The sequence below is a fragment of the Micromonospora sp. NPDC048898 genome (assembly GCF_043198035.1).
Classification (GTDB): Bacteria; Actinomycetota; Actinomycetes; order Mycobacteriales; family Micromonosporaceae; genus Micromonospora.
Map to the genome: position 1 here is coordinate 1 of NZ_JBICUF010000032.1, position 22,462 is coordinate 22,462.

General features: G+C 70.8%; 19 protein-coding genes. 15 read left to right on the forward strand and 4 right to left on the reverse strand.

What is annotated here, in order from left to right:
* Nucleotides 1–604: 604 nt before the first annotated feature.
* The 10 genes from ACGFIQ_RS35685 (at nt 605) to ACGFIQ_RS35730 (ending at nt 12,997) form a co-directional block, all read left to right on the forward strand.
* The gene (locus ACGFIQ_RS35685; RefSeq protein WP_393250660.1) at nt 605–2,602 is read left to right on the forward strand and encodes a BTAD domain-containing putative transcriptional regulator; all 1,998 of its coding nucleotides are present in this window, start codon (nt 605–607) and stop codon (nt 2,600–2,602) included.
* A 265-nt stretch (nt 2,603–2,867) separates the two neighbouring features.
* Nucleotides 2,868–3,902, forward strand: a complete 1,035-nt coding sequence (locus ACGFIQ_RS35690) for a glycosyltransferase family 2 protein (RefSeq protein WP_393250662.1) — start codon at nt 2,868–2,870, stop codon at nt 3,900–3,902.
* Between the two features lie 53 nt (nt 3,903–3,955).
* Nucleotides 3,956–5,152 carry an endonuclease/exonuclease/phosphatase family protein gene (locus tag ACGFIQ_RS35695; protein WP_393250664.1) on the forward strand — a complete coding sequence of 399 codons (1,197 nt, stop codon included), beginning with the start codon at nt 3,956–3,958 and terminating at the stop codon, nt 5,150–5,152.
* Nucleotides 5,153–5,215: 63 nt separating this feature from the next.
* Complete coding sequence (locus ACGFIQ_RS35700; protein WP_393250666.1) at nt 5,216–6,253, forward strand: glycosyltransferase family 2 protein; 1,038 nt, start codon at nt 5,216–5,218, stop codon at nt 6,251–6,253.
* A gap of 261 nt (nt 6,254–6,514) precedes the next feature.
* A complete protein-coding gene (locus tag ACGFIQ_RS35705) occupies nt 6,515–7,837 on the forward strand; it encodes an aspartate aminotransferase family protein (RefSeq protein ID WP_393250688.1) in 1,323 nt (440 codons plus the stop codon).
* The gene (locus ACGFIQ_RS35710; protein WP_393250690.1) at nt 7,837–8,856 is read left to right on the forward strand and encodes an NAD-dependent epimerase/dehydratase family protein; all 1,020 of its coding nucleotides are present in this window, start codon (nt 7,837–7,839) and stop codon (nt 8,854–8,856) included. Before ACGFIQ_RS35705 ends, ACGFIQ_RS35710 begins: the two co-directional genes overlap by 1 nt.
* 157 nt (nt 8,857–9,013) lie before the next feature.
* The gene (locus ACGFIQ_RS35715; RefSeq protein WP_393250668.1) at nt 9,014–9,820 is read left to right on the forward strand and encodes a UbiA prenyltransferase family protein; all 807 of its coding nucleotides are present in this window, start codon (nt 9,014–9,016) and stop codon (nt 9,818–9,820) included.
* An 11-nt stretch (nt 9,821–9,831) separates the two neighbouring features.
* Complete coding sequence (locus ACGFIQ_RS35720; protein ID WP_393250670.1) at nt 9,832–10,959, forward strand: glycosyltransferase family 4 protein; 1,128 nt, start codon at nt 9,832–9,834, stop codon at nt 10,957–10,959.
* The gene (locus ACGFIQ_RS35725) at nt 10,956–11,969 is read left to right on the forward strand and encodes a glycosyltransferase family 2 protein (RefSeq protein ID WP_393250672.1); all 1,014 of its coding nucleotides are present in this window, start codon (nt 10,956–10,958) and stop codon (nt 11,967–11,969) included. Before ACGFIQ_RS35720 ends, ACGFIQ_RS35725 begins: the two co-directional genes overlap by 4 nt.
* A 20-nt stretch (nt 11,970–11,989) precedes the next feature.
* Nucleotides 11,990–12,997 (forward strand): glycosyltransferase family 2 protein, encoded by a 1,008-nt coding sequence (locus tag ACGFIQ_RS35730; RefSeq protein ID WP_393250674.1) that lies wholly within the window; start codon nt 11,990–11,992, stop codon nt 12,995–12,997.
* 51 nt (nt 12,998–13,048) lie between these two features.
* Here ACGFIQ_RS35730 and eccCa read toward each other — a convergent pair whose 3' ends face one another.
* A complete protein-coding gene (gene eccCa, locus ACGFIQ_RS35735) occupies nt 13,049–17,071 on the reverse strand; it encodes a type VII secretion protein EccCa (RefSeq protein ID WP_357079996.1) in 4,023 nt (1,340 codons plus the stop codon).
* A 116-nt stretch (nt 17,072–17,187) separates the two neighbouring features.
* Here eccCa and eccD point away from each other — a divergent pair, with 116 nt between their 5' ends.
* Nucleotides 17,188–18,510, forward strand: a complete 1,323-nt coding sequence (eccD, locus tag ACGFIQ_RS35740) for a type VII secretion integral membrane protein EccD (RefSeq protein WP_393250677.1) — start codon at nt 17,188–17,190, stop codon at nt 18,508–18,510.
* A 25-nt stretch (nt 18,511–18,535) separates the two neighbouring features.
* Here the strand turns inward: eccD and ACGFIQ_RS35745 are convergent, their stop codons facing one another.
* From ACGFIQ_RS35745 to ACGFIQ_RS35755, 3 genes are read right to left on the reverse strand one after another with little or no spacing between them, the layout of a single operon-like run.
* Nucleotides 18,536–18,886 (reverse strand): hypothetical protein, encoded by a 351-nt coding sequence (locus ACGFIQ_RS35745; protein ID WP_393250679.1) that lies wholly within the window; start codon nt 18,884–18,886, stop codon nt 18,536–18,538.
* Between the two features lie 48 nt (nt 18,887–18,934).
* Entirely contained in the window at nt 18,935–19,636 is a 702-nt protein-coding gene (locus tag ACGFIQ_RS35750) for a hypothetical protein (RefSeq protein ID WP_393250681.1), read from the reverse strand.
* A 9-nt stretch (nt 19,637–19,645) separates the two neighbouring features.
* Nucleotides 19,646–19,939, reverse strand: a complete 294-nt coding sequence (locus ACGFIQ_RS35755) for a hypothetical protein (protein WP_357080008.1) — start codon at nt 19,937–19,939, stop codon at nt 19,646–19,648.
* A 60-nt stretch (nt 19,940–19,999) separates the two neighbouring features.
* Between ACGFIQ_RS35755 and ACGFIQ_RS35760 the strand changes: the two genes are divergently transcribed.
* The 4 genes from ACGFIQ_RS35760 to ACGFIQ_RS35775 all read left to right on the forward strand — a co-directional run bounded on the left by ACGFIQ_RS35760 (nt 20,000) and on the right by ACGFIQ_RS35775 (nt 22,284).
* Nucleotides 20,000–20,860, forward strand: coding sequence for a hypothetical protein (locus ACGFIQ_RS35760; protein ID WP_393250683.1), 861 nt, complete (start codon nt 20,000–20,002; stop codon nt 20,858–20,860).
* Nucleotides 20,861–20,926: 66 nt separating this feature from the next.
* Nucleotides 20,927–21,262 carry a WXG100 family type VII secretion target gene (locus ACGFIQ_RS35765; RefSeq protein WP_357080014.1) on the forward strand — a complete coding sequence of 112 codons (336 nt, stop codon included), beginning with the start codon at nt 20,927–20,929 and terminating at the stop codon, nt 21,260–21,262.
* 19 nt (nt 21,263–21,281) lie between these two features.
* Nucleotides 21,282–21,575: a WXG100 family type VII secretion target gene (locus tag ACGFIQ_RS35770; protein WP_357080017.1), complete on the forward strand. Its 294-nt coding sequence runs from the start codon at nt 21,282–21,284 to the stop codon at nt 21,573–21,575.
* A gap of 142 nt (nt 21,576–21,717) precedes the next feature.
* Complete coding sequence (locus ACGFIQ_RS35775) at nt 21,718–22,284, forward strand: hypothetical protein (RefSeq protein WP_393250686.1); 567 nt, start codon at nt 21,718–21,720, stop codon at nt 22,282–22,284.
* The last annotated feature ends 178 nt before the right edge of the window (nt 22,285–22,462 follow it).

A 22,462-nucleotide genomic window follows, 5' to 3' on the forward strand; every position in this document is an offset into this window, starting at 1 on the left:
GGGGGGGGTGCCAGGCCCCCCCCGCCCCGGCGGCCGCCGGCCCCCGCCCCCCCCCCCCCCCCCCCCCGCCGCCGGCGCGGGGGGGGGGGGGCGCCCCCCCCCCCCCCCCCCCCCCCCCCCCCCCCGCCCGGTGATCGGGACCGATGCTCGGCCGACGCCACTGGATCCGCCCGACCGGCGCCGACTGAATCGAACGGCGGCGACGGCGGGAGAGAAATGCCAGCCACCTTCCGCGCCAATTCATCGTAGTCGATGACCCTTCACCTCAGGTCACCAGCATCCCGCCCAAAGAGCCCATGGAATGGCTTGAGCACGGGATACACGCTAAATGCCGCGCATTTAGGTCGAGTCCGGATTTTTCGGGGCACGCCGGAGTCTTGGACGCGCATAACGGCAAGATAAATTGCCAGGATCGTGGCCTGACCAGCGCATCACGCGCGGGGTCGGAGTTTGTGCGATTAGGCTCTGGAACCCTTTGCCAACATCCCAGCGCGACGTATTCAATCGATGAACATCATGATGTATGTTCGATGAGGGTCACCGTTGAGACTGTGCGTGGCCGGGCCGTCAGCATGCCTGGCAAATCGGTGAGGATGGCTAGCCCATGGCAGATCACGTGCTGGTGCGAATCCTGGGGCCTGTCGAACTGGCGGTCAACGGACGGTCGCTGGACGTCGGCCCCCGGCAGCGCCAAGCGGTGCTGGCGGCACTGGCCGTCGATGCCGGCACCCCAGTCTCGATCGACGCCCTCGCCGAACGGGTGTGGGGTGACGACGCGCCGGATGCCCCCCGCAGCGCCATCTACGCCCACATCGCCCGGCTGAGACGGGCGCTTGGCGTCTCGGCCGACGTCCGCACCGTACAACTCGGTCTGAGCCGGCACGGCGCCGGCTACCGGCTGGATGTGGACCGTCGGGTGGTCGACCTGCACCGGTTCCGCTGGCTGATCGAGACGAGCCGGCACGCCGAGGACTCCGCCGACCGGATCCTGATGCTGCGGGAGGCGCTCGACCTATGGCGGGGTGAACCCCTGCCCGTGCTGGGCGGCGAGTGGGCCGCCCGGACGCGGGCCGGAATCCAGTCCCAGTACATCGGCGCCTCGGCCGCCTGGGCCGCCGAGGAACTCCGCCTGGCCAACCCCGAGCCGGTCGTCGACCGGCTGACCCAGCTGGCCGGTAGCCATCCCCTCGCGGAACCCCTGGTCGCGCTGCTGATGCGGGCACTGTGCGCGGTCGGACGCACGGCAGAGGCGCTGCGGTGCTACGCCGACACCCGGGAACAGCTCGCGGACCGGTTGGGCGCCGAGCCCGGCCCTGAACTGCGCGAGCTGCACGTGGCGATCCTGCGGGGCGAACTCGGCGAGGCGCCGGGCGGGCTCGCCCCGGCGCGCGAACCCTCGCTCGGCCCGGAACCCCGGCAACTACCGGCGGACCTGTCGCGGTTCACCGGGCGGGCCCGCGAGCTGGTCCGGGTCAGCGAGTGGTTCGCCGCCGACCGGCCCGACGGCGCCGCGACCGTCCTGGCGATCCACGGACCCGCCGGGGTGGGAAAGTCCGCCCTCGCGATCCACGCGGCACACCGGCTGAGCAGACGGTACCCCGACGGCCAGCTCTATCTCGACCTGCGCGGCTCAAGTCTGGACCTGCCACCGCTGGAGCCCGCGGAGGGATTGGCCCGGCTGCTACGCGCCCTGGGCGTACCCGCACCGAGCGTACCGGCGCAGGCCGACGAGGCCGCGGTGATGTTCCGGTCGGTCGTGGCTGCCAAGCGGCTACTCCTGGTGCTCGACAACGCCGTCGAGGCCACCCAGGTACGCCCCCTCCTGCCGGGGGTCCCCGACTGCGCGACGCTGGTGACCAGCCGCCGGGCGCTGGTCGGCCTGGGCGACATCGGGCAGGTCCACCTGGGCCCGCTCTCCGTGGCGGAGGGGGTACGCCTACTCGGCCGGTGGATCGACGACGACCGGCTTTCGGCGGAGCCGGAAGCCGCGGCGGCGATCGCGCGGCGGTGCGAAGGGCTGCCCGTGGCCCTCTCGGCGGCCGGCGCCAGGCTCTCGGCCCGGCCAGCCTGGCCGCTGGCCGAGCTCGCCGGCCGCCTCAGGGACCCTGATCGCCGGCTCGACAATCTGGAGTTCGACGGCGTAGGCGTCCGGGCGAGTCTCGCGGCGTGCTGGCAGCAGCTGACACTCAGCGCCGATCCGACCGAGCGGGCCGCGGCGGACGCCTTCACCCTGCTGGCCTCCGCGGGAGTGGCGGAGTTCGACAACGCCTCCGCGGGAGTGGCGGAGTTCGACAACGCCTCCGCGGGAGTGGCGGAGTTCGACAACGTCTCCGCGGCACGCCTGCTGCAGCGGCCCGTCGCAGTCGCCGAACGGCTGCTGGAACGGCTGGTCGACGCGCGGCTGCTGGAGTCCGCCCTCCCCGGCCGCTACCGGATGGGCGGCCTGCTCGGTCTGTACGCCCGGGAGCGGCTCGTCGACCGGCACGGGTACGGCGTCGAGAAGGGACAGACCGGCGCCAGGCTTCCGGCAGGGGACCCGCTGGCCGCGGCCGATACCGTCGGCGTATGGGCTGGTCGCGGTGGTGCGCTCTGGGATATCTGACCCTGACCCTGGACGACGTCATTCCCCGGTTGTGGGGGCGCGGGATGAGCTTCGTTCCGCTCTGACGACCGGCCAGTGCTGTCGTTCCCGGATCAGCCCCGCCAGCGGTCCGGCCGTCGCACCGGGAAACCGATGCCAAGCTTCCGGCAAGCGGCCCGGCCGCCGTGGCCGATATCGTCGGCACTCATCCGCCGGTCCTGGCCGCACGCCGGGCGGTCCCGGTCGCACCGGGCGGTCCCGGTCGCGCTGACGCGAGGGAGACAGCATGGCGGCATTGGACGCTGTGGCCGTGATCGTGCCGAACTACAACAAGGCCAAGACACTGCGCGCCTGCCTGGACGCGATCTACGCCCAGACCCGGACGCCGATGGAGGTGATCGTGGTCGACGACGCGAGTACCGACGGATCCCGCGACATCGCCCGGGGCTTTCCCTGCACCCTGGTGGAACAGCGGATCAACCGCGGGGTGTCGGCCACCCGCAACGCCGGGGTCGCCGCGAGCACGGCGCCGCTGCTGTTCTTCGTCGACTCCGACATCGCCCTCGCACCGGAGGCGATCGAGAACGCGACCCGCGTCCTGCGTTCCCGACCCGACCACGCGATGGTGCAGGGGATCTGGGCTGCCGAGCCACTCTTCGACGACGGACCGGTGGAGGTGTACCGACTCCTGCACGAGCACTTCTGGCGCCGCCGGACGGTGGGCCGGGCCACCGCGACGATGTTCTCGCTGAGCCTGATCCCACGGGCGGTGTTCGTAGCGGCCGGCGGGCTGGACGAGGAGCTGCGCAGCGGCGAGGACGTCGAGTTCGGTACCCGGCTACCAGCCCGGTACCGCACAGTCGTGACCGACACGGTGGTCGGCCGGCACGACGACGTCGATCGGCTGCTGCCCTTCCTCTGGGAGCAGCTCAGCCGTGCCGCGAACCCGGACGTGCTGCTCAAGACCTGGTCGCGTCGGAACAGCGGGGCGGCGGGTACCCGGATGCACATGATGTCCCCCGCCGGCCTGCTCCTGGCGGCTCTGTGCTGCCTCACTGTCGCCGGCGGCCTGCTCCGGCCCTGGCTGCTGCTCCTGCTGCCACCGCTGTTGCTGGGTTTCCTCGTCGTCAGCCGAGAGTTCCTGGGATTCGTCCGGCGCCGCAAGAGTGCACGCTTCACCGTGTTCGCGGCCGGCATGCATCTGCTGTTCTACACCGCCGCCGGACTCGGCGCCGCGGTCGGGCTGTCGACCGCCGCGATGGCGCTGCTCCGACGCGCCGCCGGTCGCTCCCGCGACCGGCGGAGGCCCCTGTCCACCTGATCCCCCGACCACCGATCCCCTGTCGAATCCGATCCCGTCGAGGTGATGCGCTGATGGATGACCGAGAGGTGCTGATGGAGCAACGGCCGGCACCGCGACCGACGCCGGTCCGGACGGGCTGGGCGGCGCGGTTGCGCCGGCGGCCCGGTGTGCGGTGGTGCTGGGGCACCCGTCTGGTCGTGACCGCGTCGCTGGGTTGGCTGCTCTTCGTGCTCGTGCACCGTCCGCTGAGCGGTCGCCTGGTGCTGTGGGCGCCGCTGGACCTCATCCCGCCGTTGCTCTTCGCGGTGATCCCGCTGGTGCTGCTGGCCGTGGCGCCATTCGCGCGACCGGTGCGGTGGCGCATCATGGCGGTGCTCGTGGTGGCCGCCCTACTCGGTTACGGAAACAGCGGTGTCAATCTCGCCACCCTCTGGCACACCCCGCCGCCGGCACCGCAGGGAGCGATCACCGTGGTCGCCTGGAACACCGAGTTCTGGGACCAGGACTGGGGTTCCGGCGGCGGCGTCGACCCCGATCCGCACTACCGGTACCTTCGCGACCTGGACGCCGACGTCTACCTCCTGCACGAGTATCTTCACCTCGACGCATCGGCCACGGACAAGGACGACGAGGCGGTCCGGATCGACGCGACGGCCCGGTTGCGGGCGGAGTTCCCCGATCATCAGATCGCGGTGGCCGGCGAACAGATCACTCTGTCGCGGCTTCCCATCGTCGCCCAGACCGGCCTGGACATCCGCCCCTGGTTGCCGGAGAGCAGGAAGGACATCCCATCCGGGCTGGACGACTTCCAGGATTCATACACCACCGAGACGCTCCGGACCGATCTCCTCCTCGGGGGGCAGACGGTCTCCTTCTACAACACCCACATCCATCAGCCGCCGCACTCGTTCGCGATTCACCGGCAGGCCGGACGACAGGCCAATCGCGAGAACGACTACCGGCGGCAGGCCAGCTACCGCGCGCTACGCGCCGATATCGACGACAACCCGAATCCGGTGGTGGTGGGTGCCGACCTCAACACCTCGCCCGCCATGGGAATCAGCCGGTTGCTGCCGGACGGACTGGTCGACCACACCCGGACGCTACCGGACCTCTACCCGGCCAGTTGGGCGGCGGGCGAGACGCCGCTGTGGCGGGTCGACTGGCTGCTCACCAGCCCCGACGTCTCGGTGCACGACTACCGGTTGCGCGACCCGGCCGGCCTTTCCGACCACCGGGCACAGTGGTCGGTCCTGTCGGTCGAATAGGTGCCACCGCCGCCAAGGAACCGCCAAGCGGCGGACGCCGCCCAGCCCTTAGCGTCGAATGCCATGAGCCCTCAGCAGCCATTGGTGTCGGTCATCATCCCGAACCACAACCGCGAGCGGGCACTCGCCCTGTGCGTCGAGTCGGTCCGGTCGCAGACGTATCCGCGGATCGAGATAATCATCGTGGACGACCACAGTACGGACGGCTCGCTGCGGGTGGCGGGCGAACTGGGTGTGACCGTGCTGCGCACCGCGGCCAACGGCGGTCCCTCGATCGCCCGCAACCTGGGTGCAGCCCGGGCGCGCGGTGAGATCCTGTTCTTCCTCGATTCCGATGTGGCACTGGAACCGGACGGCATCGCCTCGGCGGTGGCCGAACTGCTGACCGATCCCCGGCTCGGCGCGATCTGCGGACAACTGCAGCCGGAGCCGCTGCTGCGACAGCGGCGCCTACAGGAGTACCGGGCGCTGCAACTGCACTGCTGGTTCTACACCTCCACCGGGCGGACGGTCGGGTTCGGCCTCCACACGGCGGTCTTCGGCATCCGGCGGACCGTGTTCGAGGAGGCCGGACCGCTCAACCCGCGGTTGCGCCACAACGAGGGGCCGGAGTACGGCTACCGTCTCGGCCGGCGCAGCTATGAGGTACGCACCTCGCGGGCGATCCGGGGTCGCAAGGACAGCGACGCGACGCTGCAAGTGATGCTGCCGAAGGTGTTCCGCCGGTCCCAGGCGCACGCGATGGAGCGCGATCCCGGCGTCCCCTTCGCGGGCCTGCCCGCGCGGGTGGTGGCCAGCGGGCTCTGCCTCGCCGCTGTGGCGACGCTGCCATTGCCCCTGCTGGTCGGCGGTGCCGGGCTGCTCGTACCCCCGGCGCTGCTCGGCATGGCGCTGCTACTGGACGCCGACACACTGCGCTTCGTCGTTGCCCGTCGCGGAGCGCGTTTCGGGCTCTACTTCGCGGGCGTGCACGTGCTGCTCCTCGTCACCTCGGCCACCGGCGGCGCGATCGGGGTCCTGCGACGGATGGTCGCCCGACCATCGGGACGGGCCTCCGGTCCGCGCCGTGACGTCGCGCCGCCCGGACCGCGCACGGCGTAGTCCGCCGCGGCGGTCCCGCATCGAATCGTCCGGTGGGTCATGCCCAGCTTTTGTCGAAGGCGAGCGATCTGCGAGCAAGAAAAGGGCAAGGTGCCGAACGGCTCGCCGCGCATAGTCTGCAGTGAGTTCCGCTCCGCCGGCACCACAACGGAGGGAGTAATCGTGGCGAAGCTCATCGGCATCGACGAATGTGAACAGCTGACGACCAAGGAGGTGCACGACCTCTACCGCCGTCATGTCAGCCGTACCCAGGTGTCCCTGATGACATCGTTCGGATTCGGCCGGGACCTGGTCGACAGCGCCGAGGGCGCCTGGGTCAACATGCGCGACGGCACCCGGGTGCTGGACCTCTCCGGCGGCGTCGGGGTGCTGAACCACGGCCACAACCACCCCCGGATCCTGGCGGCACGCCAGCGGTTCGCGCGGGACAAGCGGATGGAGGTACACAAGGCGTTTTTCTCGCCGTACCTGGCTGCGCTCAGCCACAACGTCGCGCAACTGCTGCCGGCCGACCTGTCCATCTCGTACTTCCCGAACTCCGGCGCCGAGGCCAACGAGGGCGCGGTGAAGATGGCCTACAAATACCACGGCGGAAAGCGGAACACGATTCTTCGGGCAGACATCAGCTTCCACGGCAAGACGCTGGGAGCGGGCAGTCTGACCGGTTCATCGGAGAACAACTTCCGATTTCCCGGACTGCCGGGAATCGTGGTGTATCCCTTTGGCGACCTCGACGCGTTGCGCCGGGCGGTGGCCGAGGCCCGCCGACCGGACGGCGGCTGTGACGTCTACGCCATCCTGGTCGAGCCGTTCAGCGCCTCCACCATGCGTCGGTGGTCCGAGCCCGCGCTCCGGCAGCTGCGTGAGCTCTGCACCGCCGAGGAGATCATCCTGATCTTCGACGAGATATACACGGGCTGGGGAAAGACCGGCAACCTGTTCTACTTCATGCGCCACGACGGCCTGGTCCCCGACATCCTCACCTACTCGAAGTCACTCGGTGGCGGGAAGGCGTCGATCTCCGGGTACACCGCGCGCGAGCCCGTCTTCCGCAGGGCGTACGAGCGGTTGACCGACGTGATCCTGCACAGCACCACCTACTACGGGTTCGGCGAGGAGACGGCGACCGCGATCGAGGCGGTCAACGTCGTGGTCGAGGAGGACTTCCCCGCCCGGGCGAGGGAGATCGAGCGGATCCTGACCTCGGGGTTGGAACGCGTCCAGAAGGCGTTCCCCGACACGATCATCCGGGTGGCCGGGGTCGGCTCACTGCACGGGGTGTTCCTCGGCGGCGGGCCGAAGCTGCTCGACCTGGCCGCCAAGTTGGTGCCCGGCTTCGCCGGCGACCCGCAGTTCCGGACCAAGCTGATCACACTGTCGGTGATCGCGCACCTGTACCGGCACCACCGGATCATGACCTACTACAGCCCGAACGGCGAGAACCCGCTGATGGTCGCCCCGACGCTGGTCATCGAAGAGGCCGATCTGGAGCACTTCCTGGACGCGCTGGAGGCGACCCTCGCGGTCGGTCTGCGGCGGCTGCTGACCGCGTTCGTACGGGAGAAGGCGGTGTCGTCGTGGTGATGCGCGTCGTGGTGACGGGCAGCGGCGGGATGCTGGGCAGCGGCCTGGTGCGACGGCTGCGCGCCGACGGTCACCAGGTGCACGGCGTCGACATGCGACCCGTCAACGACCCCGACCACACCGTCGCCGACATCCGCGACCGGACCGCGCTGAAGGCAGCCCTCACCGGTGCCGACGCGGTGGTGCACACGGCGGCCGCGCTGCCCAGCTATCCGGAGGACGAGATCCGCTCGGTGATCGTCGAGGGAACCCGCACCGTGCTGACCGCCGCCCGGGACAGTGGCGTGCGCCGGGTGGTGCACATCTCCTCCACCGCGGTGTACGGCCTGCCGACCGTCGTGCCGACCACCGAGGAGTACCCCCGGGAACCCACGGACGCCTACGGCCGGGCAAAGGCGTCCGCCGAGGAGATCTGCGAGAGCTTCCGCGCCGACGGGCTCTGCGTACCGATCCTGCGACCGAAGACCTTCGTCGGCGCCGGCCGGATGGGCCTGTTCGCGATGCTGTTCGAGTGGGCCGAGGAGGGCCGCCACTTCCCGGTACTCGGCCGCGGCGACGTACGGATCCAGATGTGTGCGATGGAGGATCTGCTGGACTGCGTCGTGGTGGTCCTGACCACCGACGCCGAGACCGCCAACGACACCTTCAACGTCGCGGCCAACCGCTTCGGCACCCTGCGGGAGGACTTCCAGGCGGTGCTCGACGCCGCCGGGCACCACCGCCGGGTGCGCTCCATCCCGGCGCAGCCGGCGCTGTACGCCCTGGAGTTGCTCCGCCGGGCCCGGCTCTCCCCGGTGTACGGACGGTTGCTGCACAAGTTGCTCGGCGATTCGTACGTCAGCACAGAGAAGGCCCGCCAGCGGCTCGGCTTCGAGCCCCGGTTGTCCAACCAGGAGGCGCTGCTGCAGGCCTTCGCCTGGTGGCGGCAGCGACCGGACGACGGCGACCGGCAGGCGGGCCGCACCAGTAGGGAGCCCTGGAGCCAGGGCGTACTGCGGGCCGCAAAAGTCTTCTTCTAGCCCGGGGGTTGCTGTGCACAGCACGTGGTCAACCGAGGCACCCCCCACCCCTGCGGCGGGAGAGCCCGCCGGCGATCGCCGCCGCGGCAGGCTTCCCAGGGACATCCTGACCCTCCTCCGGCCGGGCCAGTGGGCCAAGAACCTGCTGGTCGTCCCCGTGGCGCTGCTGGATCTCGACGTGTGGAGCCTGGGTGCCATCCTGCGGGTGGGGTGGGCGATCGTCGCCCTGACGATCGCGTCGACGCTCGTCTACACCCTCAACGACATCGCCGACCGACACCGCGACGGTGGCCACCCGACCAAACGGCACCGCCCGATCGCCTCCGGCCGCATCTCGATACGCGTCGGTCTGCTGCTGGCGGCCGTTCAGGGCGTACTCCTCGTCGTACTGTGCGGGCTGCAGCCGTGGCCGCGGACCTGGCCGGTCGCGGCCTACCTGGCGCTGGCCATCGCGTATTCCTTCGCGCTCAAACACGTGCCGCTGGTGGACATCTTCGTGGTGGCGACCGGCTTCGGGCTGCGGCTGATGCAGGGCTACCTGGTGCTCGGCGTCGACCCGTCCGGCTGGTTGCTGATCAGCGTCTTCAGCCTCTGCCTGCTACTGACCGTCAGCAAGCGCCGGCAGGAGCTGACCACGGTCGGTGGCGCGCACCGTCCGGCGCTGCGCGGCTACACCGTGCCGCTGATCGATCAGCTGATGGTGCTCAGCGCTGTCATGTCGGTCGGATCCTACCTGCTCTACCTGCGCACCGAGGCGCCGCTGGGCGCCAACGGACTCGTCGCCGCGGTGCTGTCGGCGCCGCTGGCACTGTTCGCCCTGTTCCGCTACCTGCAGCTGGTGCTCGTCGCCGACGGCGGAGCGGACCCGGTCCGGCTGCTGCTCCGAGACCCGGCGCTGGTCGTCAACTCGCTGCTCTGGTTGGCCGTGTCGGGCGGCTTCCTGCTGGCTTCCCGTACCCCATAGGAGAGAACCTCATGACGACGACAAAGTACGACCTGACCGTCGCCTTGACCTACTACGACCCGTACGTGAGCGGGCTGACCCACACCGCGCGTTGTGTCGCCGAGGGCATGGTGGAGCGGGGCTGGCGGGTAGCGGTCGTCGCGGCGCAGCACCACCCGGGCCTGCCCCGACGCGAGACCATCGCGGGCGTGGACGTCTACCGGTGTCCGAAGCTGGTCCGGATCAACCGGGCGTTCGTCGCGCCCAGCTACCCGGTCGTCGCCTCCCGACTGGCCCGTGCCTCGTCGGTGCTGCATCTCAACCTGCCGATGGCGGAGTCGGCGCTGGTCGCGGCGGGGTGCGGTGACACCCCCATCGTCAGCCACGTGCACATCGACCTCTACCTGCCCCCGTCGACGTTCAGTCAGGCCCTGATACGCGCCTCGGACATCACCTCCCGGGCTGCGATCAGGCGCTCGGCGGCCACGGTGGCCTACAGCGACGACCAGGCGATGGGGTCGAAGTTCTGGCCGCTGATGCGGGACCGCTTCACCCCGATCGCCGCGCCCTGCCTGGACCGGCGGGGCGGGGCACCCCGCTACCGGGAGACCACCGGGCTCCACGTCGGGTTCCTCGGCCGAATCGTGCAGGACAAGGGGATCGTCTACCTGATCAAAGCGTTCCAGCGGATCGCCGACCCGGACGCCCGGCTGCTCATCGCCGGCAACTACGCCACGGTCGCCGGTGGCAGCAACCTCGCCGACGTCAAGGCCGCGATCGCCGGCGACACCCGGATCCGCGTCCTCGGCGAGCTCCGCGGTTCCGAGATCGACGACTTCTACGCCTCGATCGATGTCTTCACCCTGCCGTCGGTGGCGGAGACCTTCGGCATCGTCCAGGCCGAGGCGATGATGTGCGGGATACCGTCGGTGACCACCGACATCCCCGGCGGCCGGTACCCGGTCGCGGTCACCGGGTTCGGCGAGGTCGTCCCCCCGCGCGACCCGGTGGCGCTGGAGGGCGCCATTCGCCGGATGGGGGCCGTTTCACCCGACTGGCGTGAGCTCAAGGCGAAGGAGGCGCGGGAGCGGTTCTCGGTCGGCGCCTGTCTGGACGCCTACCAGAAGCTGTTCGAGTCGCTGCGGAAGCATCCGCGGTGAACCCACTCGTCTCGGTCATCGTCCCCAGCTACAACAGCATCGCCACGCTGGAGCTCTGCCTGCGCTCGGTGGCCACGCAGACCTATCAGCCGATCGAGCTGATCGTCGTCGACGACGCCAGCACCGACGGCTCGGCGCAGGTGGCCCGGGCGATGGGCGCCACGGTGGTGGGCACCGGGTCGAACAGCGGCCAGTCCGTAGCCCGCAACCTCGGTGCCGAGCACGCCACCGGAGAAATCCTCTTCTTCCTCGACTCGGACGTGGCGCTCGATCCCACCGGGGTCGAGATCGCGGTCTCCGTGCTGCGGGACCAGCCCGGTGTGGGCGCGATCTGTGGCGTCTACGACGCCGAGCCGCTGCTACCGGGCACCCTGGCCACCCGGTACCGGACGGCGCAGCAGTACGTGTGGTTCAACGAGGTGGAGGGGACGATACCCGGCCTGCACACGGCCCTGTTCGCCATCCGGGCGGAGGTGTTCGCCGAGACCGGCCCGTTCGACCCACGGCTGCGGCACACCGAGGACCAGGACTACGGCTACCGGCTCGGCCGCCGCTACGACGTGCGGGTCACCACCGAGATCCGCGGCCGGCACGACCACGACGCGACGCTGCGGACGATCCTGCGAAAGGTCTTCCACCGCACCCGGATGGGAATGCCCCTGTGGTTGCGGCACCGCACCCTGCCCGGCGGCGCCGCGACCGGATCGCGGGCGCTGGCGAGCGTGGCGGTGGCCGGTGCGGCGGCGGCGCTTCCCCTGCCGCTGCTGGTCGGCCCGGTCGGCGCGGTGGCGACACCGGCGCTGGTCGCCACCGCGATCGGGCTGGACGCCGCCACCTACCGCCACGTCTTCGCCACCGGTGGCGTCGGCTTCGGCGTCTACTTCACCGCCGTGCAGTTGCTCGTCACCCTCACCGCCGCCGTGGCGGCGGGGGTCGGCGTGGCGCAGTACGCCCTCACCCGACGGACCGGCCCGCCCCAGAGCCACCCCACCAGCCGCGCGAACGCGTGAGATCCATCCCCGGAGGAGCCATGAGTCACTTGAATCCGCTGGTCTCGGTCATCGTTCCGCACCACAACCGGCGCGACGCCCTGGCGCTCTGCCTGCGGGCCCTCGCCGCGCAGACGTACGCGCCGATCGAGATCATCGTGGTGGATGACTGCAGCACCGACGACTCGGTCGCCGTCGCCGAGTCGTCCGGGGCGACGGTGCTGCGGACCCGGACCAACAGCGGCCAGTCCGCGGCCCGCAACCTCGGCGCCGGGCACGCGGGCGGCGACATACTGTTCTTCCTCGACTCCGATATCGCCCTCGACCCGGACAGCATCGGCAACGCGGTGGCCATGTTGCGCGACGACCCGAACCTCGGCGCGGTCTGCGGAATCCTGCACCCGAGGTCGCTGATCGCCGACAGCCTCGCCGCGCGGTACCGCGCGTTGCAGATGTACCACTGGTGGATGCCGACGGGCGGGCCGACCCGGGAACTGCACGCAGCGCTGCTGGCGGTGCCGGCCCGGGTCTTCGCCGAGATCGGCGGCTTCAACCCGTACCTGCGCGACACCGAGGCGGCCGACTACCGGGCCCGGCTCGTCCAGCGTTACGACGTGGCCCTCACCGACCGGATCCGCGGTTGCCACGATCACGACCCCACCCTGCGGATGGTGTTGCACAAGGTGTTCCGGCGCGCGGTGGCGAGCGCGCTGGAGTGGCGCCGGGGCGAGCTGCCCGGAGACTCCCGGTCCCGCGCCGTCGCCGGCGTCGTGGTGGTGCTCGCCACGCTGGCCCTGCCGCTACCGTTGTTGGTCGGCGCGGCCGGCGCCGCCGTGACACCGCTGCTGCTCGCCGCCGCCATCGGCCTGGACGGCACCACGTACCGGCAGGTGTTCGCGAGCGAGGGCCTGCTGTTCGGCGGGTACTTCTTCGCCGTGCATCTGCTCGTCACCCTCGTCGGGACGGTCGGGATGGGGGTCGGCGTCCTGCAGCGGATCCTGCTCCGCCGCACGACCAGCGCGGTCCGGCACTCGGTTCCGGTCCGCTGAACCGGCCGCTCCCGCCCGGGTTCCGGCCCGGGCGGGGTCGCTCGCCGCGTCCTACTCGACGTACGCCAACTGCACGAGGGTGGTGCGACGGCCACGACGCACCAGCCGCCCCCGGCCGGGTGGCTGGACGGAGAGGTGGGCCTGCGGCCAGAGCTGGCCCTCCTGCCGCTCGCCGGACAGCAGCAGCCCGGCGCAGCCGACCTCCTTCATCCGTTGCGGCACCGGCTCGTGGACGGCACGGCCGGCACCGCCACTGCGTCGCGCCAGCACCAGATGGAAGCCGAGGTCCTTCGACTGCGGCAGGAACTCCAGGAACGGCGCCAACGGCCCGGCGCCGCCACCGGACAACAGGTCGTAGTCGTCGCAGAGCACCACGACCTCCGGCCCCTTCCACCACGAGCGGCTGCGGAGCTGGTCGACGGTCAGGGTGTCCGGCGGTAGCCGGTTGCGGATCTCGCCGGCGACGCCCGCCACCAGCCCCTGGGCGGCAGTGGCGGTGCCGGCGTACGCGGCGAGATAGGCGTCGGGCACCGCGTCCAACATGGTGCGCCGCAGGTCGATGACCGCGAAGACCAATTGGTCGTCGGTGAACTGGGCGGTCAGGTCCCGGACCAGCAGGCGAAGCAGCGAGGTCTTGCCGCTGGCCGAGTCACCGAAGACGAGCAGGTGCGGGTCGGTGCCGAACAGGTCGAGCATGGTGGGTCGCAGCTCCGCCTCGTCGAGCCCGAGCCGCACCCGCCCGTCGGCGGGCAACCCGGTGGCCACCTCGCCGTACCCGATCATGGTGGGCAGCATCCGGATGGCCGGCGCCGACGGGCCGGTCCAGGCCGTCGCCACCCGGGACACCAGGTCGTCCAGGCCCTTCGGCAGGGTGCGGACGTCGTCGCTGCCGTCGATGCGGGGCAGCGCGATGTGCGCGGTCAGGGCGTCCTGGGTCAGGCACCGGCCCGGGGTGTCGGCGCGCAGGTTCTCCGCGGCCTGCCGCTTGATGGACGAGTCCAGTGGGTCGTTCAACCGGAACTCGATCTTCGAGCCGATCACCGCCTGGAGCTGCATCCGCAGGTCCGACCAACGGCCGGCGGTCAACACCAGGTGTACGGCGTACCCGAGCCCCCGGGCACCGATGTCCTGGACGAGATCGGCGAGATCCTCGAACTCCGTCTTCAGCACCGGATAGTTGTCGATCACCAGCACGACGTCGGCGGCGGCCAGCTCGGGCAGCCGCCCCTCCCGGTGCATCCGCCGCATCGTGTCGATCGAGTCGATGCCGTGCGCGGCGAACAGCTCCTCCCGTTCGGTCATCAGCATGCTGACCTCGGTCACCGTCCGGCGGATCCGGTCCGGGTCCAGCCGACCGGCCACCCCGCCGACGTGCGGGAGCCCGGCCAGCGCGTTGAGCGCACCGCCACCGACGTCGACGCAGTAGAACGCGATGTCCTGTGGGGTGTGGGTCAGCGCGGCACCGGCCACCAGGCTGCGCAGCAGCGTCGACTTGCCGGTCTGTGGCGCGCCGAGCACGCAGACGTGCCCACCCGCGCCGGAGATGTCCAGCACGAACGGTTCCTGTTTCTGCTCGGTGGGCCGATCGAGCAGACCCAGCGGGATCCGCAGCCGACCGCGCCGCTCCACCGGGGCCACCAGGCCGTACGCCGGATCGGTCTCCAGCGGGCCGACGACGGAGTCCAGTGCCAGCGAGGCCGGCAGCGGCGGCAGCCAGATCCGGTGTGCCTGCCGTCCGTGCTCGCGCAGCCGGTCGACCACCACGTCCAGGGTGCTCGGCGCCGAGACGCTCTCGTCGGCCTCCGCCGACTCCTCGGTCGTCAACGGCTTCGGCAGGTGCCGGGCCACGTTGTACATCAGGAAGACCGTCGGGTCGGGTGCGGCGTCCACCACCTCCTCACCGGCCGGCGGCCGGTACGTGCCGGACACGTACGCCGCCTTGAACCGCTCGAAGACCGTGGTGTCGACCTTCAGGTAACCCGACCCGGGCAGCGGTGGCAGCCGGTACGCGTCGGGCACCCCCAGCACGGTGCGGCTCTCCTGCTCGTTGAAGGTGCGCAACCCCAGCCGGTACGACAGGAACGACTCCAACCCGCGCAGTCGACCCTCCTCCAACCGCTGCGAGGCGAGCATCTGGTGGATCCCGATCGACCGGCCGATCCGGCCGATGGCGATGAACAGCTCGATGAAGTCCGGTTTGGCGGTCAGCAGCTCACTGAACTCGTCGATGATCACCATCAGGTTGGGCAGTGGCGGCAACGGCCGGCCCGCGTCCCGCCGCCTGTTGTACTCGGTGATGTTGGCCAACTGCCCGGCGTCGAGCAGGATCTGCTGGCGGCGCTTCATCTCCCCCTGGATCGCGTCGTGCAGCCGATCCACCAGGCCGGAGTCGTCGGACAGGTTCGAGATCATCGCCGAGGTGTGCGGCAGATGTTCCAACCCGGCGAAGGTGGCACCGCCCTTGTAGTCGACGAGCACCAGGCTCAGCCGCTCGGGCGGGTGGGTCATCGCCAGGGTGAGCACCAACGTCCGCAGGACCTCGGACTTGCCGGAGCCGGTCGCGCCGACGCAGAGCCCGTGCGGGCCCATGCCGCCCAACGCGGCCTCCTTGATGTCCAGGTGCACCGGGTTGCCGTCCGTCCCCACCCCGAACGGCACCGTGAGGAAGTCGGGAAGCATCCGGGGCGCCCACAGGGAACGCACGTCGTAGCTCGCCTCGTCGACGATGCCGAGCAGCCCCCGCAGGTCGACGGTCGCCTCCAACGGGGCGTCGTCCACCGTGTCGGCGACCAGCCGTAGCGGCGAGACCCGCCGGGCCAGCAACTCCATCTCCGACAGGTCGAGCTTGTCGACGGTGCCGGTGGACGCGCCGCGCAACCGCTCGCGCTCGGCCAGGATCACCTGTGCCCGAGTGTCGGTGACCTTGCGCAGGTCCTGCACGGTGACCCGGTCGTCCTCACAGAGCACCCGGACGTCCACGTGGGACGGCTCGTGCTGCCGGTCGTCGACGAGCACCACCACCGCCATGCCCAGGTCCTCCGGGGCGAGACCGGCCTCAAGGTGACCGAGCGGGTCGGCCCGCCCGGCGGAGATCTGGTCGACCACGACGACCAGCCGGCTGCCCCGGAACCGGTGCTGGGGATCGCCCAGCCGCCGGGCCCGGTTGACCTCACCGACGCGCCGGGACAGCTCCGCGGTGAGCAGTGCCGCCAGTGCCATCGGCTCGGCCGCCACCAGCCGCTGTGGGGCCGGCCCGTCGAACTCGCTCGGGTGCAGGCAGTGCGGAAGCCACTTCAACCAGTCGAACTCCGGCCCGGCGGTGCCACCGAGCAGCCACGCGAGACGTACGTCGTCCGGGGCGTGCAGGGTGGCGAGCTGCGCCACCAGCACCCGCACCAGGTTGCGGGTGGCACCCGGGCTGCCCACCACCGAGACCACACCGGTGACCGGCACCGCGACCGGCATGCCGTCGAGCAGGCGGTCCCGGTCCACCACCAACCGGGCGGCGGCCAGGGTGACCGGGTCCAGGTCGACCATCGGGTTGTTCTCGTCGGCCTGGAGGGTGACCCGGCGCCACAGGCGATCCTGCCCGTGCCCGACCCGCAGCACCAGGAAGTCCGGGTCGGCCAGCCGCCGCTCCCACCGCCGGTGCGGGTCGCGAAGCAGGTCCGGCAACACCTCCGGGGCCGGGTGCCGGTGCTGGGCCGCGGCCCGCTGGGTGACCGCGTCCGCCCGGATCTGGTCGCGGATCCGGTCGATGTACTCCAGGTAGCGTTGCCGTTGTCGGGAGAAACGGCGGGCCGCGCCGGTGCGCTGGGTGACGTACGCGGCGATGCCCCCGAACACCGTGGCGACAAGCATGCCGAGCCCGGCGATCATCATGATCGGGTTTTGGTTGGCCATCATCATGAGCAACATGCCGGCCCCGCCCATGATCGGGAGGAAGACCTGCATGACGCCCGCGAACCCACCGCCGCCGTCGGGCACCGCCGGTGGTGAGACCACGTCGAGCGCGGTCGGCTCCGGCTCCGGTGGTGGGACCCGGGCCGGTCGGTGAATCACCCGCTGCGTCATCGCGACCCCTTCCGGGCCGAACCGATCGGTGCCTCGGCCGGGTTACCGGTAGTGCTCCGACTGCCTAGAGTAGTACCGGTCGACACACCGAGCCGACCGTGCGGGGACGGAGGGTCATGGCAACCCGATTCACCCGAGTGACAGTGGTGGCCGGCGGGCGAAGCCTCGATATCAGTCTGCCGGCGGCCCGGCCGGTGCTGGAGTTCGTGCCGCAGGTCTGCGAGCTGCTCTCGCTCACCCCCGAAGCCGCCGGCCGCTGGAAACTGTCCACCGTGGCCGCCGGTGGGTTGGACCCACGCCGTTCCCTGGACGAGGCCGGCATCATCGACGCCGAGACGCTCTACCTCACCCCGCCCGAGCAGGCGCCCCTGCCACCGTTCGTCGACGACGTGGTGGACGAGGTGCAGACCACACTGGACGACGACGGCAGCGAATGGCGTGACGCCGCCCGGATGACTGGCAGCGCGGCACTGGCCGGTGTCGTGGTGCTGACCCTCACGTACGCGCTCACCACCATGCCGGTGCCGGTGGCCGCGGCCCCGGCCATGCTGTTCACGGTGGCCGCCCTGGCGGTGCTGGCCGGTCGCATGCTCGGCGCGCCCGGTGGCACGCTGCTGATCGCCGCCGCCGCGCCGGCCTGCTTGGTCGCCGGCGTCGCGGTCGCCCGAGCGGCCGGTTGGCCCGAGCCGGCCCTCTTCACCGCCGGCGCCCTGGGCGCCGGTCTCGGTGCCGCCCTGTTCGTCCTGGCGGGCGAGCGGTGGTATGGCGTTGCCGCTGGCGGACTCGCGGTGACGGTGCTCGGCGGGCTCGGCACCGCGCTGCTCGTCGCCGGGCTCGATGCGCAGCAGACCGCGGCCGTGGGCTCGGTCGTGGTCGTCTTCGCGGTGGGGCTCGCGCCGCAGCTCGCGCTCAGCTCGGCCCGCCTCGTCGATCTGCTGCGCCGGCAGGAGGAGAGCCAGTGGGTCGGCCGACACCTGGTCGCGGCGGCGGTCCGCCGGGGTCAGACCGTGCTGTCCGGTGCCGTGGTCGGCGTCGCGCTGGCCGCCACCGCGGCCTGCGTCGTGCTGCTGACCGGCCCGGCCGGCATCGGCGTGCTGCTCGGTGCGGTGCTGGGGCTGGTGTTCGCGCTGCGGTCGCGGGTCTTCACCCGTTTCGGTCAGGTGCTGCCCATGCTCGTCCCGCCGGTGACGGCGGCCACCGTGGCGGTGCTCGATGCCGTCCGCCTCACCGACGCCGACGAGGCGGTGCGGGCCTGGCTGGCCGTGGTCGGTGTCCTGGTGGTGGCGGGTGCGGTGCTCTGGGCCGGCCGTCCCCGGCTGGACGACGTCGGTGCCGCCCGGTTGCGACAGCTCTTCGACCTGGCCGAGGTGCTCGCGGTGGTCAGCCTCGCGCCACTGGTGATCGCGGTCTTCGGTGGCTTCGACTGGGCGGCCCGCTGAGCCGAGGGCCGGGCGCATCCGCTGATCAGCCGATCCGTGCGCTGCGGGGCACGATCGCCGTGGTCGACCCGGGCCGGTCCGCCGGCCCGGCCGACCGCACGAGGAAGGAACGCGCCGCGTGCGACGCCGGTTGCGTGGCGACGGGTGGGGCCAGGCCGCGTTTCTGGCGTTGCTGGGCGAGCAGGTCGCCGATGCTGGTGATCGCCCAGACCGCGACCAGCAACAGGGCGCCGACGACCAGGCTCGCGATCACCGTCGCATAGGGACGGCGCAGGTCGCGTGGGCCGCGCCGGGACCCGTGCAGGAGCGCGGCCTTGGCGGTGGCGGTGCGCAGTGCGTGCGCCTCGACCACCACCCGGTCCCGGCCGTCAGCCACTGTCGCGCCCGGCCCCGTCGTCAGTCATGGTCGCGCCCGCCCCGGTCGTCACTCATGGTCGTCGGCCCGGTTGGCCTCGTCGTCGCGCTTGGCCTCGGTGGCGGCGGCCACGTCGTCCGCATCGGCTGGCTTGATGCTCTGGGCCACCGCCACGATCACGTCGGTGAGCACCTGCTCCATCTCGGGGTGTGGTGTCGCAGCGCTGAGCACGGCCGTCCAGGTGGTGCCGGGCAACGGCAGGAACAGTTGCAGCACCGTCGAACGCACCCGGGTCAGGCCGCCCGGCGGCACCGTGGAGGCGACGTCGCGGTGCAGCACCCCCGGCCCGACCGGCGTCTCGACCTCCTCCGTCGTGCCGGTGCGTGACAGTGTCTGCCGGACCAGTGCGAGACCGGCCGGCTGAGGCGCCGAGTTGAACCAGCCCAGGTGCAGCCCGGCGCTGCCGACCGCACCTGTGGACATCCGGCCCAACTGCACCAGGCTCAGCGACGCGCCGGCACGTTGACAGTCGGCGACGAGCTGCTCGATGAACTGGAGAACCCCCCGGCGCTCGGCGGCGCGCAGGCGCTGCCCGAAGAACCGGTCGTCGACCATCCGTGCGGCGCTGCGCTGCCAGGAATCCGGATTGGTGTCGAGCAGCGCCCAGTCTGAGGGAACCCCGATGAACCACGGGAAATCCGGGTGCGGGGCATGGGGGTTGAGCTTCAGATCGTGGGAGGGCAGCGGGTCGAGCATGGAGACGTCGCTCACGCGGCACCCCTACGATTCGGTCGGGCGCAGCGCGGCAGCGGTCTGGGTGTCGAAGTCGGAGACCATCTTGCCGATCGCGCTGGAAAGCCCGCCCCACTCGCCGATGTTGTTCATCAACTCGAGCAGGCTGGTCTTCCACTCGTCGCGGAAATCGGAGATCGCGCCCTGAATATCGGAATGATCATCGGTCAGGCCGTCGCAGTCGACCACCCCGCGATGGTCCGTCTCCAACTGGTCAGCGAGGGTGGTCAAGTTTCCACCTAGGCTGACCAGGGTCGCATAAGGATACTGAACGTACGTCATCCCGCCTCCCCGTCATCGCTCACCAAGGCTAACAACTCACGTCGATACGGGGGGACCCCGATGACCGAGTACCGACAGATCGGCCGGACGATGGTGCGAGCCCTCGACCCCCGCATCACCGCACGGGTGCGGGCCGAGCGGGAGCGCGACGAGATTCTCTCCGCCCGGCTCCGGCCGGGCGTGATCGCCGTGGTCGGGCCGGGCTCGGGCACCGGCCGCTCGACAGTGGCCGCCCTGCTGACCTCGGCACTGGCCCGCCACCAGGGCGGCGGGGTGCTCGCCGTGGACACCGGCCACGGCGGCGGCCTGCACACCCGACTGGCGGTCCGGGCCGGTGGGTCCACCGAGGTGGTGCTCGTCGGCCTCGGCCTGCGCGGTGCCACCGCCGGTCGCCGGCCGGCCGTGGGTCATCGGTGGCTGCGGGAGCGCCTCGCGCTGGCCGAGCGGGCGATGTTGCTGGCCAGCCCCCCGGGCGACGCCGAGCCACCGGTGACGGCAGCCGAGTACGGCACGGTCTCGGCCACCCTCAGCCGTTGGTTTCCCGTGCGGGTCGTCGACACCCCGCCGCTGACCGACGATCCGGTCGTGCCGGCGGTGTTGACCCGGGCCGACCGGGTGGTGCTCGTGGCCCCGCACGACGAACGCGGCCCCGGGTGGCTCGACGACTGCCGGTCCTGGGTCGCCCCACTGCTGCGCGAGCCATTCGACCAGGTCGGCGTGCAGGTGCTGGTCGGCCAGGACGCGCAGCCGGCCGCTGCCACGGCCGGGGAGCCGCCCGCTGACCTGCCGACCTTCGCGCTGCCGTACGACCCTGCGCTGCGGACCGCCGACGCGCTGCGCTGGGCGGATCTGGCGAGCGGCACGCAGGAGATCATTCTCGACCTTGCCGCGCAGATTGTGCGAGATATGCGACTCAGGTAGCGCACGAAGGTCGTTGCGTGTCTATGTTCGAATAACTGTGGGTCGAGTTCACGGGAGGGGCTCCGGATGGGCGCGAAGTTTTCGATCACCGACAATGCGGTCAACCAGCACTCGTCAAATCTAGACACTTCGGTCGCTGCGCTCAACAGTCAGGCGCGCTCGTTCATCAGCGCGATCGAGCCGCTGCCGGCGGTCTGGAAGGGCTCTGCGTTCCAGAGTTGGGACCAGCTGACCCAGCGGTGGAACACGGCGATGGCCGATCTCAACAAGGCTTTGACCGACATCACGAGCCGGGTCGGTTCGGCGGGGCAGCTCTACGACACCTACCACTCGGAGCAGACCAGCCAGTTGCAGTCGACCATGGGGTCGGCCAACTGGGACAGCGCGAAGTTCCGGGGCTGACGGGAAGGTTACGGGGATCATGGGTGACGTCTTCAGTTACGACGAGTCGACCGCCGGGTCGGCACAGGGCGACATTGCGTCGGTCGCCAACGGGGTCCAGGCAAGTCTCGATGATCTGACCAACTTCGTCACCCGGGTGAAGGCCAACTGGGAGGGCGACGAGATGGAGATCTACAACGGGATCCAGATGCAGTGGAACACTGCGGCGGACACCGTCAAGCAGATCCTCGACTCGGTGAAGGGTGCCCTGGGTCAGACCACGACGTCCGTGCAGGAGATGCGCGGTCAGGTGCGGGGGACTCTGCAGGGCTGATCCGTTCGCGCGGCCGCGTCCGGGCATCGACCGAGGTCCGGGCGCGTCGTCGTGCTACACGGTGCTGGGCGGATAGCTGCCCCACATCGGGTGTTGCGAGGGCTTCAGGCTGGTTGGCGTGGACACGGGGAGGTCCAGCGCGATGGCTGAGTTTCCGGTGGAGGCCCTGCTCGACGTGTGGACGGGCGCGCGGCCGGTGGACGACGAAGGCGACGTCTACGTCTACGGTCCCGACGAGATCGCCGAACGCAACCTCGCGTACGAGGTCCCGGAATACGCACCGGGCCTGCTGCTGATCGGCAGCGACGGTGGGGGAAGGGGTTTGTTCGTCGCGACGAACGACCCCGATCCCGAGGTCTTCCTCATCGATCTCGGGGCGGTGGGCACCTCTGACGGCACGAGCGCTGGTCGGTTGTCGGTACTGGCAGCGGAGGGCTTCCGCTCGATCGATTCGACGGAGGACGCCAGGCTTGAGCCGGCGGACGGGCCGATCGACGTCCTGGTCACCCATCGTCCCGGTGTGAAGGCAATTGTGGAGATGCGCAAGCTGTTTCACCTCTCCCTGCCGATCAGCGCGTTCACCGCTGCGGACGCCCATTACCCGATGGTGGTCCTGACCGACGTCTACCACGCCAAATACGGAGAGGTCATCAATCAGCTGAACATGCGCTACCAGTGCCTGGCCGTTCGCCCACATGTTTCTGCCTGACGGTGGGCGACGGGCCGCTGCCGAGCGGTGATGAGCAAGGCGTGGTGGTCGCGGACGTGATGGTTTGACACGGGGGAGGTCCAGCGGTGGCTGAGTTTCCGGCGCATCTGTTTCGGATGGATGGTGATCCGTCGGCGATTCGCTCGTCGGCGTCGCGGTGGCAGGGCTTCGGTTCGGC

Coding starts and splice junctions, on each gene's coding strand:
- ACGFIQ_RS35685 (WP_393250660.1), top strand. CDS start 605: ATGGCAGATCACGTGCTGGTGCGAATCCTGGGGCCTGTCGAACTGGCG.
- ACGFIQ_RS35760 (WP_393250683.1), top strand. CDS start 20,000: ATGACCGAGTACCGACAGATCGGCCGGACGATGGTGCGAGCCCTCGAC.
- ACGFIQ_RS35700 (WP_393250666.1), top strand. CDS start 5,216: ATGAGCCCTCAGCAGCCATTGGTGTCGGTCATCATCCCGAACCACAAC.
- ACGFIQ_RS35755 (WP_357080008.1), bottom strand. CDS start 19,939: ATGACGTACGTTCAGTATCCTTATGCGACCCTGGTCAGCCTAGGTGGA.
- ACGFIQ_RS35705 (WP_393250688.1), top strand. CDS start 6,515: ATGACATCGTTCGGATTCGGCCGGGACCTGGTCGACAGCGCCGAGGGC.
- ACGFIQ_RS35730 (WP_393250674.1), top strand. CDS start 11,990: ATGAGTCACTTGAATCCGCTGGTCTCGGTCATCGTTCCGCACCACAAC.
- ACGFIQ_RS35770 (WP_357080017.1), top strand. CDS start 21,282: ATGGGTGACGTCTTCAGTTACGACGAGTCGACCGCCGGGTCGGCACAG.
- ACGFIQ_RS35710 (WP_393250690.1), top strand. CDS start 7,837: ATGCGCGTCGTGGTGACGGGCAGCGGCGGGATGCTGGGCAGCGGCCTG.
- ACGFIQ_RS35765 (WP_357080014.1), top strand. CDS start 20,927: ATGGGCGCGAAGTTTTCGATCACCGACAATGCGGTCAACCAGCACTCG.
- eccD (WP_393250677.1), top strand. CDS start 17,188: ATGGCAACCCGATTCACCCGAGTGACAGTGGTGGCCGGCGGGCGAAGC.
- ACGFIQ_RS35720 (WP_393250670.1), top strand. CDS start 9,832: ATGACGACGACAAAGTACGACCTGACCGTCGCCTTGACCTACTACGAC.
- ACGFIQ_RS35690 (WP_393250662.1), top strand. CDS start 2,868: ATGGCGGCATTGGACGCTGTGGCCGTGATCGTGCCGAACTACAACAAG.
- eccCa (WP_357079996.1), bottom strand. CDS start 17,071: ATGACGCAGCGGGTGATTCACCGACCGGCCCGGGTCCCACCACCGGAG.
- ACGFIQ_RS35775 (WP_393250686.1), top strand. CDS start 21,718: ATGGCTGAGTTTCCGGTGGAGGCCCTGCTCGACGTGTGGACGGGCGCG.
- ACGFIQ_RS35695 (WP_393250664.1), top strand. CDS start 3,956: ATGGATGACCGAGAGGTGCTGATGGAGCAACGGCCGGCACCGCGACCG.